The organism is Mesobacillus harenae (genome assembly GCF_013343715.1).
GTDB classification, from domain to species: Bacteria; Bacillota; Bacilli; order Bacillales; family Cytobacillaceae; genus Mesobacillus_A; species Mesobacillus_A harenae.
On record NZ_JABUNR010000020.1, the window covers coordinates 1 to 15,418 of the forward strand.

General features: G+C 43.2%; 14 protein-coding genes and 1 pseudogene. 13 read left to right on the forward strand and 2 right to left on the reverse strand.

Features of this window, described 5'->3' with window-relative positions:
• Positions 1–207: 207 nt before the first annotated feature.
• A complete protein-coding gene (gene pdxK, locus HRJ06_RS19870) occupies positions 208–1,038 on the reverse strand; it encodes a pyridoxine/pyridoxal/pyridoxamine kinase (RefSeq protein WP_174734720.1) in 831 nt (276 codons plus the stop codon).
• A 517-nt stretch (positions 1,039–1,555) separates the two neighbouring features.
• On the opposite strand from pdxK, the gene fdhD reads away from it, so the two are divergent.
• The 12 genes and pseudogenes from fdhD to HRJ06_RS19925 all read left to right on the forward strand — a co-directional run bounded on the left by fdhD (position 1,556) and on the right by HRJ06_RS19925 (position 13,763).
• Positions 1,556–2,317, forward strand: coding sequence for a formate dehydrogenase accessory sulfurtransferase FdhD (fdhD, locus tag HRJ06_RS19875; protein WP_174734721.1), 762 nt, complete (start codon positions 1,556–1,558; stop codon positions 2,315–2,317).
• Positions 2,318–2,396: 79 nt separating this feature from the next.
• Entirely contained in the window at positions 2,397–2,969 is a 573-nt protein-coding gene (locus HRJ06_RS23750) for a twin-arginine translocation signal domain-containing protein (RefSeq protein ID WP_197970046.1), read from the forward strand.
• Positions 2,970–2,981: 12 nt separating this feature from the next.
• Positions 2,982–5,378, forward strand: a pseudogene (fdnG, locus tag HRJ06_RS19880) (formate dehydrogenase-N subunit alpha); the annotation flags it as partial.
• A complete protein-coding gene (locus HRJ06_RS19885; protein WP_174734722.1) occupies positions 5,378–6,208 on the forward strand; it encodes a 4Fe-4S dicluster domain-containing protein in 831 nt (276 codons plus the stop codon). The pseudogene fdnG and the gene HRJ06_RS19885, both read left to right, overlap by 1 nt.
• Complete coding sequence (locus HRJ06_RS19890) at positions 6,201–6,911, forward strand: formate dehydrogenase subunit gamma (protein WP_174734723.1); 711 nt, start codon at positions 6,201–6,203, stop codon at positions 6,909–6,911. The genes HRJ06_RS19885 and HRJ06_RS19890 overlap by 8 nt, the downstream gene beginning before the upstream one ends.
• 441 nt (positions 6,912–7,352) lie before the next feature.
• A complete protein-coding gene (locus HRJ06_RS19895; RefSeq protein WP_174734724.1) occupies positions 7,353–8,162 on the forward strand; it encodes a formate dehydrogenase accessory protein FdhE in 810 nt (269 codons plus the stop codon).
• Positions 8,163–8,177: 15 nt separating this feature from the next.
• Entirely contained in the window at positions 8,178–8,774 is a 597-nt protein-coding gene (mobA, locus tag HRJ06_RS19900) for a molybdenum cofactor guanylyltransferase (RefSeq protein WP_174734725.1), read from the forward strand.
• A gap of 27 nt (positions 8,775–8,801) precedes the next feature.
• The gene (locus tag HRJ06_RS19905) at positions 8,802–10,034 is read left to right on the forward strand and encodes a molybdopterin molybdotransferase MoeA (RefSeq protein ID WP_174734726.1); all 1,233 of its coding nucleotides are present in this window, start codon (positions 8,802–8,804) and stop codon (positions 10,032–10,034) included.
• A gap of 13 nt (positions 10,035–10,047) precedes the next feature.
• Positions 10,048–11,967 (forward strand): molybdopterin biosynthesis protein, encoded by a 1,920-nt coding sequence (locus HRJ06_RS19910; protein WP_174734727.1) that lies wholly within the window; start codon positions 10,048–10,050, stop codon positions 11,965–11,967.
• Positions 11,968–11,992: 25 nt separating this feature from the next.
• Positions 11,993–12,457, forward strand: a complete 465-nt coding sequence (locus HRJ06_RS19915) for a molybdenum cofactor biosynthesis protein MoaE (protein ID WP_174734728.1) — start codon at positions 11,993–11,995, stop codon at positions 12,455–12,457.
• On the forward strand, positions 12,450–12,683 hold the full coding sequence (gene moaD, locus HRJ06_RS19920) for a molybdopterin converting factor subunit 1 (protein ID WP_174734729.1): 234 nt from the start codon (positions 12,450–12,452) through the stop codon (positions 12,681–12,683). Before HRJ06_RS19915 ends, moaD begins: the two co-directional genes overlap by 8 nt.
• 60 nt (positions 12,684–12,743) lie before the next feature.
• A complete protein-coding gene (locus HRJ06_RS19925; RefSeq protein WP_174734730.1) occupies positions 12,744–13,763 on the forward strand; it encodes a thiazole biosynthesis adenylyltransferase ThiF in 1,020 nt (339 codons plus the stop codon).
• 244 nt (positions 13,764–14,007) lie between these two features.
• On the opposite strand, the gene HRJ06_RS19930 is transcribed toward HRJ06_RS19925, so the two are convergent.
• Positions 14,008–14,337: a general stress protein gene (locus tag HRJ06_RS19930; protein ID WP_174734731.1), complete on the reverse strand. Its 330-nt coding sequence runs from the start codon at positions 14,335–14,337 to the stop codon at positions 14,008–14,010.
• 280 nt (positions 14,338–14,617) lie between these two features.
• Between HRJ06_RS19930 and HRJ06_RS19935 the strand changes: the two genes are divergently transcribed.
• Positions 14,618–15,298 carry a uracil-DNA glycosylase gene (locus HRJ06_RS19935; RefSeq protein WP_174734732.1) on the forward strand — a complete coding sequence of 227 codons (681 nt, stop codon included), beginning with the start codon at positions 14,618–14,620 and terminating at the stop codon, positions 15,296–15,298.
• Positions 15,299–15,418 lie beyond the last annotated feature (120 nt).

Below are 15,418 nucleotides of genomic sequence, written 5' to 3' on the forward strand. Positions count from 1 at the left end.
AAGTTCTTTTATCTGAAAATCGGTATATAAATTCTTCCCCATGATACTCCTCCGTCCCCTCAATAATTCTATTGAAACACAAAAAACCCCGTATAAGGGACACTTTTTTATCAGTGTCCGTTATACGGGGTATAGCTCAACCTTGCCATCCTTTTTTTTTATAAAGAAAAATTAAGTTATGATGCTGTCTAGCTCCAGGTTCTTTTCTTATTGATCGTAGGAAGTCTGTTCTCCGCCAAATGTGCGGTAAGCGCCATGTAAGGTAGGGCCTACATATTGATTCAGCTGGAACCCGTGGCGAATCGCTTCGGTTATAAAAACTTTTGCCACATCTACTGCCTCCTCGACACTTAACCCCTTAGCAAGCCCCGCTGTGATGGCTGCAGCATAGGTACAGCCCGCACCATGCGTATAGGTTGTTTCGATTTTTTCCGATTCATATAGCTTGAACTCACTGCCATTATAGAGAAGATCTACTGCATTATCATGATTAAGTTTGCTGCCGCCTTTTATCAGAACATTTTCAGCGCCCATATCATGAATTTTCACAGCCGCTTTCTTCATATCCTCAATAGACCGTATTGGTCCCGTTTGAGCAAGCTGCCATGCTTCAAATAAATTCGGTGTCACGATTGTAGCCCTTGGGACTAGCAGTTCCCTTAAAGCCTCAGTATTCTCAGGCTGAAGAACTTCATCTTCTCCTTTGCACACCATAACAGGATCAATAACGATGTTTTTCAACTGGTGTTCATCAATTCTTTTAGCGGTCAGCTCAATAATTTCAACAGAACCGAGCATACCGGTTTTCATCGCATCTATTTCTACAGATAAAATTGTTTCCAGCTGGGCAGCAACTAGCTCAGTTGGCTGCGGAAACACTCCATGGTGCCAATTATTTTTTGGATCCATTGTCACAATGGTCGTTAACGCTGTCATTCCGTAAACCCCAAGTTCCTGAAAAGTTTTCAAATCTGCCTGAATACCTGCTCCACCGCTGGTATCAGAACCTGCAACGGTTAAGACCTTCTTAACTGCCATTAATAAAAACCTCCTGATGTCTATTCGAATTAGGGTTTGGACCCTTTCTTTGATTATATCAATATAAAAACTTTTAAAAAACAATTCTGTATTCACTTCATTCAGGTGATTGGTAAATAATTGGGTGGTGCCTGTCACCATGGTAGTGAGAAAAGTTACTGTAGTGCTGCAAGGTTTAAAGTAACATGAAATTGCGAATTGGATGCGGGTGCTGTAAACGTCTTTGATGGAAAGGTTGTCATTTGCAGTCAATTTAAGTTTGTAATAAAACGGACAATAATTAGCTATATAATCGTCACAATTAACGAGCCTTTTATCTCAAAAATTCTTTACATTAATAATATAGAGATGATTTTAATGCTGATATATCAATAAATTAGTGATCTAGTTAATGATTTTTCCCAACTTAAAAAAGTGTGAGCAATCTAACAGATTCCTTTTTCTATAGTTTCTAAAATAGTAGTAGAGAATAGATTACTTGGTTATCCCATTTAGATAACAAGAAGGGAGAAAGAAGATGAACAGAAAGGGATGTCCCGATGAGTACCCGGTTAGTTTAATCGTCAATGGATATGAAATTGCTGTTTTTCAGCTGACCAAGCATGATCTTGAAGATTGGGTTTATGGCTATATGTTTTCTGAGGGATTAATTGACAGTATAGATGATGTTGCAACTGTTCAGCTCAATGAAGATACAGGAACAATCGCCGTGACGCTTACAAATGGATTTGATCCGGAAATAATGTTTTCGAAAAAGAAGCACTACACTGCTGGCTGCGGCCGGGGAGTTACCTTCTTTTCGATGACAGATGTGAAGAACTTTGACAAGGTAAACTCACAACAAAGCTGCAAGCTAAGTTACCTTTTGAAGAAGCGAAGTGAATTCGCCCAAAGCTCCCCGCTTTATTTGATAACAGGCGGGATGCACGGAGCCTGTATTGTCCATCAAGATGGAACCATTACCGTTCGAGAGGATATAGGCCGCCATAATGCCGTGGACAAGATTATTGGCCATGCCCTAAGAAAACGCTTACGGCCGGAAACACTTATTTTGTTGACAACGGGCCGTGTTTCATATGAAATGCTCTCAAAAGCTGCAAGATTTGGATTCGCTATCATTGGCTCCCGTACAGCTGCTACCAAGCAGGCGGTACAGTTGGCAAGATATTTAAATATAGAAGTCATTGGCTACCTCAGGGGGAAGATGGCGATCGTTTATACATCGGAAAACAGAATCATTAATGATTTAGCAGAGCCTGCTGGTCTGGAGGCGCGATGAAAGGGGGTCACTGAGGGAAGGGTCAATTTAAAGCAGAAAAAGGGACGTTTTAGCTAAAATTGGGGAGGAGAGAGAGAGAATGGTTGAAATTAACCTGAATCGCCGGCAATTTTTGAAACTGTCAGGCGCCACGGCTGCTACACTTGCAGTTGTTGAGCTTGGCTTCAATGAAAAAGAAGCATATGCCAAGTCAAAAGAACTGAAAATTGCCAGAGCAACTGTAACACCAACCATCTGCTGTTTTTGCGGAGTAGGTTGCGGCATCCTTGTACACACAAAGGATAATACTGTGGTCTATACAGAAGGGGATCCGGATAGCCCGGTTAACGAAGGAACTCTTTGCAGTAAAGGAACGACAATCAGGCAAGTATACACCTCTGAAAAGCGCTTAACAAAACCGCTGTACCGCGCTCCAGGAAGTGACAAATGGGAAGAAAAAGACTGGGAGTGGATGTATAAAACGATTGCCCAGCGGACAAAAGAAACTCGCGATAAAACGTTTGTGGAAAAAGAAAACGGTTTTACTGTTAATAAGACCGAAGCCATTGCGAGCCTAGGCGGAGCTGCACTTGATAATGAAGAAACTTACCTGCTGGCAAAAATGATGAGAGGGCTTGGTGTTGTCTATCTCGAACATCAGGCGCGAATATGACATAGTTCTACGGTTGCCGGTCTGGCACCTACAGTAGGTCGTGGAGCAATGACAAATCATTGGAGTGATTTGCAAAATACAGATTGTGCTTTGATCATGGGCGGCAATCCCGCCGAAAACCACCCGATATCCTTCAGATGGCTGACAAAAGCACAAGAAAAGGGCGGGAAAATCGTCTCTGTTGATCCTCGTTTCACACGGACATCCTCTAAAGCAGATGTCTATGCCCAGCTTCGTTCGGGAACAGATATTGCTTTTATGGGCGGGATGATTAAGTATGCAATTGATAATGAATTGTACCACAAGGACTATGTGGTTAATTATACAAACGCGCCCTTCATATTAAAGGAAGATTATAAATTTAATGACGGGCTATTCAGCGGCTATGATGAGGCAACGAGAAAGTATGACAGAACAACATGGGCATTTGAAACAAACGAAGACGGCACCCCAAAACAAGATAAAACACTGAAGCATCCAAGATCTGTCTTCCAATTAATGAAGCAGCATTACAATCGCTATGATGTTGATACCGTTATATCTGTAACGGGAACTCCGAAAAATGATTACCTGAAAGTTTGTGAAACCTTCTGTGCGACAGGACAGGTAGGAAAATCAGGTACGATCATGTATGCAATGGGAACAACCCAGCACACAGTCGGATCGCAAAATGTTCGTGCTTTCGGAATGATCCAGTTGCTTCTTGGCAATATTGGTCTGCCTGGAGGCGGAATTAACGCCATGCGCGGTGAGTCAAACGTACAAGGGTCTACTGATTTTGCACTCTTACATCACCTGCTTCCAGGTTATGTTGGAACACCAACTGCAAAACCTCAACATGCAACTTTAGCAGATTACAATGCAAACGAAACACCAGCAGCAGGTTACTGGAGCAACAAGCCGAAGTTCCTTGTTAGCATGCTTAAAGCTTGGTACGGGGACAATGCGACAAAAGCGAATGATTTTGCATACGACTATTTGCCAAAAGGAAATAAAAACTATTCGCATATTAACTTATTTAAGGCCATGTATGAAGGAAAGATTGAAGGTACATTCCTATTTGGAACAAACCCTGTAGTCGGCGGCCCTAACGCCGGGAAAGAAAAAGAAGCACTTAGCAATCTAAAATGGCTAGTTGCAGTGGACCTTTGGGAAACTGAATCGGCTGCATTCTGGCAAAAAGAAGCTGGCGGAAATCCTGCTGAAATTAATACAGAAGTGTTCCTTCTTCCTGCAGCATCTTCCTATGAAAAAGATGGAAGTGTATCAAATTCTTCCCGGTGGATGCAGTATCGTTGGAAAGCGATTGAGCCAAAGGGAGATTCGTTAGCCGATCTTGAGATCATTCATGTATTAGTTCAAAAACTTAAAGAACTCTATAAAAATGAAAATACAGCGGCTGCGAGACCGTTCAATGCGTTGTCCTGGAATTTCGGGGAAGGACATCACCCTGATATTGACCTGGTGTGTAAAGAAATCAATGGATACGACCTTAAAACAGGAAAGCTGCTACCGACTTTCGGAGCGCTGATGGATGACGGAACCACAAGTTCTGGCAACTGGATTTATACAGGCTTTTATCCAGAAGAAGGCAAAAATCGTGCGAAAAATCGAGATAATGTCGATACCGGAGGCGGAAACTATCTTAACTGGGCGTTCGCATGGCCGGCAAATCGCCGAATCTTATACAACCGCGCATCTGCAGATTTAAATGGAAAGCCATGGAGCAAGGAAAAAGCAGTAATCTGGTGGGACGCTGCCCAGGCAAAATGGGTTGGCAATGATGTGCCAGACTTCGTTCCAATTAAGGCACCTTCCGACCCGGGTGGAAATAATCCTTTTATCATGCTTAAAGATGGAGTTGGCGGATTGTTTGCACCACTAAATGAAGGACCATTCCCAGAACATTACGAGCCATTTGAAAGTCCGGCGTCAAATGTATTCTCAAGCCAGGAACTGAACCCTGCTGTCGAAATCCATGAAGGTGATTTTAACCTTAAAGGTGATGCCAGCAAATATCCAATCGTAGCAACAACCTACAGGGTAACTGAACATTGGCAGTCTGGATCAATGACACGAAACCAGGAATGGCTGTCTGAACTAGTTGGACATATGTTTATAGAACTGAGTGAAGAGCTTGCCAAAGAAAAAGGCATTAAAAACAAAGATAAAGTTATTGTCAGCACAGCCAGAGGCGAAATAACAGCTTACGCAATGGTGACAAAACGTTTTAAACCTTTCATCATAAAAGGCGAAAAAGTTCACCATATTGGAATGCCATGGCATTTTGGTTATAAAGGTTATGCAACAGGGGATACAGCAAACCATCTTACACCTCATATCGGGGACGCAAACACGACCATTCCTGAATATAAGGCATTCCTCTGTAATGTAAGGAGGGCTGACTAATGGCTGCCGAATATGTAAAATACGTTGATGTAACAAAATGTGATGGCTGCCGTGCCTGCATGGTTGCCTGTAAAAACTGGAACGACCTCCCTGCAGAGCCTCAGGATTTTCTTGGGACCATGCAGTCTCATGCCAATGTGTCAGCAGATACATGGAATGTCCTTACATTCGTTGAGCATGAAAACTCGAAAGGCGGTCTTGACTATCTTTTCCGCCACTCATCCTGTTACCATTGCAGCGATGCTGCCTGTGAGAAGGTTTGCCCGGAAAACGCTATCAGCTATACCGAATTTGGAACAGTTGTTATTGATCAAGACACATGTGTTGGCTGTGGCTATTGTGTGCAAAACTGTCCGTTCGATGTTATTTCCCTTAAAGAGTATAAGGATAAGAACGGAAAAGAGTACAGGAAGGCTCATAAGTGCACGATGTGTACCGATCGCCTTGAAGAAGGTTTACAGCCAGCCTGCGTAACAACCTGCCATACTGGTGCAATGGAGTTTGGCGGTAAGGATGCAATGATCGAGAAAGCAGAAGAGCGGGTTAAAGAAATTAAAGACCGTTATCCTAATGCGATGGTTTATAATCCTGAGGGAGTTGGCGGCACACATACAATTTATGTTCTTGCGGAACGACCTTCTGTTTATGGTATGCCTGAAAACCCTAAGGTTCCAACCTCAGCTGTTTTATGGAAAGACTATGCGCAGCCAATTGGCAAAATGATGATCGGTGCAACCACAATGGCGGTTGTAGGCGCATTTATTTCCAACAAGCTATTTAATAAAGAGGGCAATGGAACACATGAAGATGGTGGTGAGAGCGATGAGTAAGCAGCAAAAGCCTGAATTGCAAGTTAGACGTTTTTCGAAAGGGTTTGTATGGGCTCATGCTATCAACGCCATTTCGTTCCTGGCTCTATACATTACAGCCCTGCCTATGTACACGGAGTGGTTTGACTGGCTGTATGTGGTGTTAGGTGGACCGGAAATGGCCCGCTTGCTGCACAGAATTTTCGCTGTAACCTTTATTCTTCCAACCTTTATCTGGCTGATTTTTGATCCTAAAGGCTTTAAGTTATGGCTGAAAGAGCTAATTACTTGGAAGAAGAGAGATATTCAGTTTTTCGCTGAATTTACTAAAGAGCTTTTTGGTTTTAAGTCTAAACACGTAAAACAAACATTCTTTAATGCTGGTGAAAAGATCAACTCAATCCTGCAAATCCTTACAGCCATTATCATTTTGGGTTCAGGGTTCCCAATGTGGTTCCCAGACTTGTTCCCAAGTGCAGTTGTCCAGTGGGCCTACCTCTTTCATAACATAGGCTTTGGTTTAGCGGCTGCCGTTGTTGTAGGACATATCTACCTTAGTGTCATCCATAAAAACTCACGGCCAGGGTTTACCGGTGTAGTGACCGGCAAGGTTCCTGCACGTTGGGCAAAAGAGCATTACGCAGAATGGTACGAGGAAGAAGTCAAAAAAGGCAACTTCCCAGACCTAGACGACCCAAAACAAAACAAGAAAAAAGGCGCTTGACAAAGAAAAGCGGAGCCGACTGTCCAGGGGCGATTGACTTATGACCCCGAGCCCCTAGGAGGCGAAGCTGGACAAAGAAAAGCGGAAGCGCCTGATCAGCCCCGACAATTCTTAATGTTAAGCCGACTGTTTAGCTTCGACAAGCGCTGGAGAGCTTGATGGTGAAGTCGTTCTTTGACTTCATCAGCAAGATCGAAGCGACTCGAGGGGCTAGGCGCTGGAGCTGGACAAAGAAAAGCCATTGCCGCGTCCTGCGGCACTCGCCTGACTAGGACATCCTGTCCGTCGCTCGCCGACTGCCCAAAGATCAACGCTAGCTTGCTTAGCAACAAAGTTTACGGTTACAGCCTTATTGAACGGTACCAATATTAAATATGATTGGGGAAATAGCTGTCTCTAACAAGACAGCTTTTCCTTTAAAACTATAGAAGAGGTGTCAGGATGAAAACAACTGTTGTTTCAAGGGAGTATAAGGAATTGCAATCAAAAATTATTAAACTCCAAGAATCCTGGAAGAATTCTGTGCATGCTGATGGGGTTAACCCTAATCTAGACAAGGCTGCGATGGCAGCAGGGGTGCCAGTTGTTGCCCTTGCGGATATTCACTTTGAAATTCCACTATTTTTACAGTGGATAAAGGAATTAGAAGAATTGCTTGTAAATCAGAATCCCGCTCTATCTGCTAGCTTTGAAATATTAAATGATAAACTCACAGAAACTGTAGCTCACCAATGGATTGAAGAAGCACTTTCTTTTAATCAATCTTACTTTAATGAGTTTGCTAGGGAAACGGGGCTCGAAGAATGGCTTCCTTATTTCTTAGCTGAATCAGCCGTGCGCCCTTACCTTCAAATCTTGGCTGAGAAGGCACAGCCGGAAATTCATAAAGCTGAGCCAAGATGCGGCTGTCAGGTTTGTGGAGAACCAGTGAGGATTGCTCAACTTGAGGGAGAGGGTCAAAAGGTTGTCTATTGTCCACGCTGTACAGTACACTGGCGTGATAAAAGGGTTGCCTGTTCTCATTGCGGAAATAATGATCATAAAACGGTAGAAAATATGAATGTAGAAGGAGAAGCTGCTGCACAGATTCAGGTTTGCGAAAAGTGTCATGGATATACTAAAGTAATTGATACTAGACAATATATAACGAAGCCAACTGTTGCAATACTAGACTTGACGACAATTCACTTAGACTTTATAGCTCAGGAGAGAGGCTATACCTCTGGGGGCAGTCCAAAAGGCAAAAACTAAAAGAAGGTGCGTAACATGAAAGCCTCGGCGATTATTTTAGCTGGTGGAAAATCTAGCAGAATGGGATCGAACAAGGCATTGCTGGAATTTAATAATAAAACCAATATCGAACGGATCAAGGATGAAATGTCCGGATTTGCAGAAGTAATTCTCGTTACAAATGAACCCGAGACGTATAAATTTCTTGGATTGAAGACTGTTTCAGATGAATACCCAGGATTAGGGCCGCTGGCAGGAATCCATGCTGGTTTAATGGCTTCAGCTTCTGAAATCAATATCTTGGTAGCTTGTGATATGCCGTTTGTCACTTCTGACCTTGCGGCTGCTTTGGTTGAAAAGGCCGGTTCTTATGATGCGGTAGTTCCTGTAATCGAAGGCAGACAGCATCCTTTGTTTGCTGTTTATAGGAAAAGCATCATATCCAGAATTGAAGAGTGCTTGAATAATAAAAATCTAAGAATAAAACATCTGCTCGAAAGCCTCAATGTTTTGTACCTGAACGATAGAGATTTCCAGGCATACAACAGCGAAAGCCTTGATCGCATTTTTTACAACATGAACCATCCTGAGGAATATGAGAATGCGAAAAAGTGGGCGGAAGCTAAGGAATAACTTTTTCGGGAGAGGAAGAAGCGGATTATGCAATTTTTCAAAGTGAAAACAGTCGATGAAACATTTGCGCTGATAGAAGAAAAAATCACCAAAATAAAAGACACTGAATTCCGCCCATTAGCAGAGGCTTTAAATTATATTCTGGCTGAATCGGTCCTGGCAGAGGAAAACGTACCTGGATTTGATCGGTCAACGGTTGATGGATATGCGGTCAAAGCGAGAGATACTTATGGTTCCTCAGAGTCGACGCCTGGATTCCTAAACGTAACAGGAGAAGTGAAAATGGGTGAAAAGCCCGAAAGGCCAGTTCTCCAAGGTGAAGCTCTATATGTCCCTACTGGAGGAATGATTCCGCAGGGAAGTGACAGCGTAATTATGATTGAGCACTGTGAAGAGCTCGGTGGCGTGTTAAATACGTATAGACAAATTGCGCCAAATGAAAACGTGATTAGAGCTGGCGAAGATATAAGCGAAGGCGAGACACTTCTCGAGGAAGGCACCAAGCTGCGGCCTCAGGAATTAGGAGCAATTGCCTCTCTTGGAATAGCAGAAGTGAAGGTTTACCGAAAAGTAAAAATAGGTTACCTTTCCTCAGGTGATGAAATTGTTCCTTATGACACAAAAAAATTGGCTGTTGGACAAATTCGTGATATCAACTGCTTAACGATCGCAGGGCTCGCAAGGGATTGGAATGCTGAGGTTATTTATGGTGGTATTGTTGAAGATCAGTTCGATGCATTTGAAGCACGTGCAAAGGAGCTATTTAAAAAGGTTGATTGTTTAATTGTTTCTGGCGGCAGTTCCGTAGGCGCAAAGGATTACACAACGGAAGTGATCGAAACACTTGGAAAGCCGGGTGTATTTGTGCACGGGATTTCAATCAAGCCAGGAAAACCGACTATACTTGCAGTTGCAGGTGAAAAGCCTGTCATTGGCCTGCCTGGACATCCGGCCTCGGCTATGGTTATTTTCAAGTTATTTGGAGAATATATTCTGAAAGCACTTCAAGGGGAAAAGCCAGAAGAAAGACCAGACCGGGTCATTGCAAGAATCACTAAGAATATCCCTTCAGCTCCTGGCCGATCCGATTATATCCGTGTCAGACTTGAACAGCGAGATGGAGGATGGTGGGCCGAACCAATTATCGGAAAATCCGGATTAATTACAACACTAGTTAAAAGCAGCGGGATTGCGGAAATCACTTCTGAAAAAGAAGGGGTCTCACAGGGTGACTGTGTACCTGTAATATTAACTAGATAAGGAGGAACTGGAGATGGAGCAAGCAGGTTATAAAAGAAAAATATATTTAGAGGATAAACCCCGGGAGCAGGCTAAACAGGAAATTCTCGAAGTTTTTAAAGTCCCTTCACAAAGTCAGATGATTCCTGTAAGTCATGCCCTCGGACGTGTAACGGCTGAACCTGTGTTTGCCAAAATGTCTATGCCTCATTATCACGCTTCAGCAATGGATGGAGTTGCAGTCATGGCAGAGGAGACATACAGCGCTCATGAGCAAAAGCCGCTGCATCTTATCAAGGGAGTTCAATTTTGTTATGTTGATACAGGAAACCCAATTCCCGAGCCCTTTAACGCTGTTATCATGATTGAGCATGTTCAAATTATCGACAATGATACGATTGAAATTATTGAGCCGGCAACTCCCTGGCAGCATATCCGGCCAATCGGCGAAGATATCGTCCAGGAAGAGATGCTTTTTTCACAAGGCCATGCATTGCGTCCAGCCGATCTAGGTGTTCTGCTAGCCGGACAAGTGACTGAGCTTTCTGTCGTGAAAAAACCTGTGGTTACAATCATCCCGACAGGCAATGAGCTTGTTCAAGCAAACGAACCGCTAACTTCTGGGAAAATCGTTGAATTCAATGGAACAGTTTTCGCGGGTTTTATTCAAGAATGGGGCGGTGAACCGATCCTTCATGATATTGTTGCAGACGAACCAGAAGAAATTAAGGCTGCTCTATTAAAGGCTGTGGAATCTTCAGATATCGTCGTCATCAATGCCGGTTCTTCGGCAGGATCAAAGGACTACACGGTCCACATTATAGGGGAACTCGGCACTGTTTTTACCCATGGGGTCGCCGCACGGCCGGGTAAACCCGTTATTTTAGGGAAGATAAATGATACAATAGTAGTTGGAGTCCCGGGCTATCCTGTGTCTGCCTATTTAGCACTAGAATGGTTTGTACGGCCGCTTGTTTGCAAATATCTCCAGGTTATCGAACCGCAGCGGCAAAAGCTCAAAGTGAAGCTGGGGCGCCGGATCGTTTCAACAATGGGAGCAGAGGATTTTATCAGAATGAGCATCGGCTACGTGAATGGACAATATGTTGCCAATCCGCTGACAAGAGCAGCGGGAGTGACAATGTCGTATGTGAGGGCAGACGGGCTGTTAATTGTTGCTTCTAATATCCTTGGGTATGAGCAGGGCGATTTAGCAGAAGTTGAATTATTAAAGCCGCTGAATGAAATTAAAAATGCAATTGTATTTAGCGGGAGCCATGATCTGACCATTGATCTGCTATCATCAAATTTAAAACAGCAGAATACTGACATGAAAATTGTTTCTTCCCATGTAGGCAGTATGGCGGGCCTTATGGCAATACGAAAAGGGGAAGCCCATGTAGCGGGCATTCATTTGCTTGATCCGGAAACAAACGAATATAATATTTCATATGTAAAAAAAATACTTTCAGGACAAGATGTTGTCCTTTATCCATTTTTAAAACGAAAGCAAGGTTGGCTTGTCTCCCCTGGGAACCCTAGTAAGGTTAATGGAATTCATGATCTTACAGATCCTGACGTTTACTTTGTAAACCGACAGAAAGGTGCCGGCACGCGGATACTTTTTGATATGCTATTGAAAGATGCAGAACTTGAGCCTGAACAGATTAAAGGGTATGAACGGGAGATGTTTTCCCACCTTAGTGTAGCAGCTGAAGTGAGGGTCAACTCAAATACAGCTGGACTGGGCATTTATCCGGCCGCAAAAGCTATGGGGCTTGATTTTATCCCAGTTGCCGATGAAAGTTATGATTTACTAATGACGAAAGCATTCTTTGAAAGCGAACAGGGTAAATGGCTTATATCAGCGATCCATTCACAGGAGTTTAAAGCCCAGGTTGAAAGTATCGGGGGCTATGCAGTAGTGGATCATGCAGAACCAGTAATGCTTTAAATAACAGAAAATCCGAGGTGGACAAATGAACTTCGAAATAGCAAAAGAACCAATAAATACACAATCTGTCATCGATAAAGTTGTTCAGCGGGAAGCAGGAGCCATTACCACTTTTATTGGCACAGTCCGAGAACTGACTAAAGGCAAGAAAACTCTTTATCTGGTTTATGATGCATATGAACCAATGGCAGTGAAAAAACTCGAACAAATCGGATCAGAAATTGAAACTCGGTGGACTGGAGCTAAAGTTGCGATAACCCATAGAGTCGGTAAGCTGGATATTACTGATATAGCGGTTGTAATTGCAGTGTCAACACCGCACCGCGCTGATTCTTATGAAGCGAACCGGTATGCGATTGAGCGCATTAAAGAAATTGTTCCGATATGGAAAAAGGAACACTGGGAAGATGGCGAGGAATGGATCGGGAATCAGCTGGAAACAAAGTCTTATCCTACAGGTAAGCCAGAGGAGGAGGATCTCAATGAATAAAGTCTTATTTTTTGCTCATTTGCGCGACACAGTCGGCCAGGAATCTATTACAATAGAAGCTGCTGGCAAGACAGTTGGTCAGGTTAAAGCCGAAATGTCAGAGAAATATAATTTGCAAAAGCTCGACACGGTTATGACTGCCGTAAACGAAGAGTTTGCATCAAATGATGAACTAATTAATGATGGGGATGAGATCGCTTTTATACCGCCAGTCAGCGGTGGGTGATTTAACATCCATAAAGCAGAATGACCGCTATTCTGCTCCTTTTTTGAAGGAGGCTTTTATATGTCTGAACGATATTCACGCCAGACTCTTTTCCCGCAAATCGGAAAAACTGGCCAGGAAAAAATCGCAAATAAGCATGTGTTAATAATTGGTGCCGGGGCGCTGGGTTCCGGCAACGCCGAGATTATGGTAAGGGCAGGAATTGGAAAGCTGACGATCGTTGACCGAGATTATGTTGAGGCTAGCAATCTTCAGCGCCAACAGCTTTATACAGAAGATGATGTCGCTGAAAAACTGCCCAAGGCAGCTGCAGCCGAAAAGCGACTGCGGGCGATAAACTCGGATGTTGAGATCACCGCCCGCATTGCTGACGCCACACCGGAAATGCTGCTAGATTTGGCTGAAAGTGTCGATTTAATCCTTGATTCTACTGATAACTTTGAGACAAGAATGGCGATAAATGATGTTTCTCAAAAATATAAGATCCCCTGGATTTACGGGGCATGTGTAGGCAGTTTTGGAATGAGCTTTGTTGTTCTGCCTGGTAAGACCCCTTGTTTGAATTGCCTGCTTAAAACGATTCCTATTCAGGGTATGACCTGTGATACCGGGGGGATTATCGCTCCCGCAGTTCAGATGGTTATTGCCCATCAGACGGCTGAGGCATTGAAAATTCTCACCGAGGATTGGGAGGCAGTCCGGACTTCCTTTGTTTCTTTTGATCTATGGCGAAACCAGTATACAAACATGAAAATGTCCAAGGCCAAAGATGAAGGCTGCCTGTCATGCGGCGCGCATCCGGAATATCCTTACCTTAACCATGAAAATATGACAAAGTCGACTGTCCTTTGCGGCAGAGAAACCGTACAAATACGACCTCATCATAAGGGGGAGGTTAACTTAAAAGAAACAGCAACTCAGCTTGAGGCCCTGGGGTATCAAGTTAAAGGGAATCCATATTTACTTTCAGTTGAGATGGGTGAACAGCGGATGGTTATTTTTAATGACGGCCGTGCGTTGATACATGGTACAAAAGACCTTGCTCAAGCCAGAAGCATTTATCAGCGAATTCTAGGCTAAGCGGGCGAGACAAACCTTTAGGTGTGTAGTGGGGCTTATGTTTATAGTATCGTGTGCAGAAGGTCAACTTCTAAAGAAATAGAAAATCCACCTGTCAATTCGACAGGTGGATTTTCTTGTCCTTTAGGTTATAAAGGTTTCAGGTGGTGGATAACCGTGTGTGTTTTCTGTATCTAGCTTAAACACCAAGCGACTAGTAAACCTTACCCAAGTCGCATGGGCGCTTGCGCATTAATGGTTACTATTACTTCACTTCGTCGCTAGCAACTAGAACGAGGCGCCCTTTATCGAGCTCCACTTCATACTGAGATGCTTCGTTTGATGAGAGACCTAGTGCTTCAAACTTATTGCGCAGCTCGTCCCCTCTTGATTTAAACATATTGCCAACAGAATCAACTAAGCCCTGTTCTTTAATTCCCATTTCACCAAGGCCGGTAGCTTCTGTTAAATCTTCAGTACGATCCTTGTCGTGGGCGAAAAGATAAATGCTATCCTTTTCAAAACCTTCTGTTTGCAGCATATTCACAGTATCAGTAGCTTGTACGCCATTTTCTACAACATGTACTTTATACACAAAAATTCCTCCTTTAGAATGGTAGATAGAATAATAGAGGAAACCTTACTAGATGGCTTCTCTCGTATACAGTTTATATATCCGCTCATAAGGTCGTTTAAACATGGCGACTCAAACGAGGGAACAATAAAGGCAGAAATAAGCCTGATTTGAAAGGAAAAGTTAGCAGGCAGGGTATATTTTTAGTTATAAAGGGAGGCTCCTATAGTTGATATAATACAAAAGAGATAATATCGAGTTTTGACTCGAGTGAGCGAAGGTCTAAAAGGAGGAGAAAGTCATGAAATTTCCTGAAATCACCAACAATTGGAAACCTATCATTGAAAAAGAGATGGAAAAACCATATTTTCGAAAGCTCCGTGGATTTCTGGAGGATCAGTATGCACATGAAGTGGTTTACCCAGCAAAAGAAGATATCTTTAATGCCTTAAAATACGTAGATTTTAAGAAGGTGAAGGTGGTCATCCTCGGACAGGACCCCTATCATGGACCTGGACAGGCACATGGCTTAAGCTTTTCAGTACAGCCACAAGAGCAAATCCCTCCTTCTTTAAAGAATATATTTAAAGAACTGCAGACTGATCTTGGCTGTGATATCCCCAACAATGGATACCTGAAAAAATGGGCGGATCAAGGTGTCCTCCTGTTAAACACAGTTTTAACAGTTAGAAAGAGTGAGGCGCACTCCCATCGTGACAAAGGCTGGGAATTGTTCACAGATCAACTGATTGCTCATTTAAATGAGAGGGAAAATCCTGTGATATTTATTTTGTGGGGTAAACCTGCCCAAAGCAAGCTTAAGATCATTAATACCAACAAGCACCTGGCTATAACATCCCCACATCCAAGCCCGCTATCCGCCAGAAGAGGCTTTTTTGGAAGCCGTCCATTTTCCAAGGTTAATGAGTATCTCCGCGAGCTGAATGAAAAAGAGATAGACTGGCAGATCGAAAGTCTGTAGAAAGTTGTAAAATTCGACATGTTTCACGTGAAACGATTATTCAGTCTGATGCAATTGATAGATATCAAGGCTGCTTTAGCTTGAGTCTTGACGAGAAGTGTTTTTTTAGCAGATCCAATT

Coding starts and splice junctions, on each gene's coding strand:
- pdxK (WP_174734720.1), bottom strand. CDS start 1,038: ATGGCAGTTAAGAAGGTCTTAACCGTTGCAGGTTCTGATACCAGCGGT.
- fdhD (WP_174734721.1), top strand. CDS start 1,556: ATGAACAGAAAGGGATGTCCCGATGAGTACCCGGTTAGTTTAATCGTC.
- HRJ06_RS23750 (WP_197970046.1), top strand. CDS start 2,397: ATGGTTGAAATTAACCTGAATCGCCGGCAATTTTTGAAACTGTCAGGC.
- HRJ06_RS19885 (WP_174734722.1), top strand. CDS start 5,378: ATGGCTGCCGAATATGTAAAATACGTTGATGTAACAAAATGTGATGGC.
- HRJ06_RS19890 (WP_174734723.1), top strand. CDS start 6,201: ATGAGTAAGCAGCAAAAGCCTGAATTGCAAGTTAGACGTTTTTCGAAA.
- HRJ06_RS19895 (WP_174734724.1), top strand. CDS start 7,353: ATGAAAACAACTGTTGTTTCAAGGGAGTATAAGGAATTGCAATCAAAA.
- mobA (WP_174734725.1), top strand. CDS start 8,178: ATGAAAGCCTCGGCGATTATTTTAGCTGGTGGAAAATCTAGCAGAATG.
- HRJ06_RS19905 (WP_174734726.1), top strand. CDS start 8,802: ATGCAATTTTTCAAAGTGAAAACAGTCGATGAAACATTTGCGCTGATA.
- HRJ06_RS19910 (WP_174734727.1), top strand. CDS start 10,048: ATGGAGCAAGCAGGTTATAAAAGAAAAATATATTTAGAGGATAAACCC.
- HRJ06_RS19915 (WP_174734728.1), top strand. CDS start 11,993: ATGAACTTCGAAATAGCAAAAGAACCAATAAATACACAATCTGTCATC.
- moaD (WP_174734729.1), top strand. CDS start 12,450: ATGAATAAAGTCTTATTTTTTGCTCATTTGCGCGACACAGTCGGCCAG.
- HRJ06_RS19925 (WP_174734730.1), top strand. CDS start 12,744: ATGTCTGAACGATATTCACGCCAGACTCTTTTCCCGCAAATCGGAAAA.
- HRJ06_RS19935 (WP_174734732.1), top strand. CDS start 14,618: ATGAAATTTCCTGAAATCACCAACAATTGGAAACCTATCATTGAAAAA.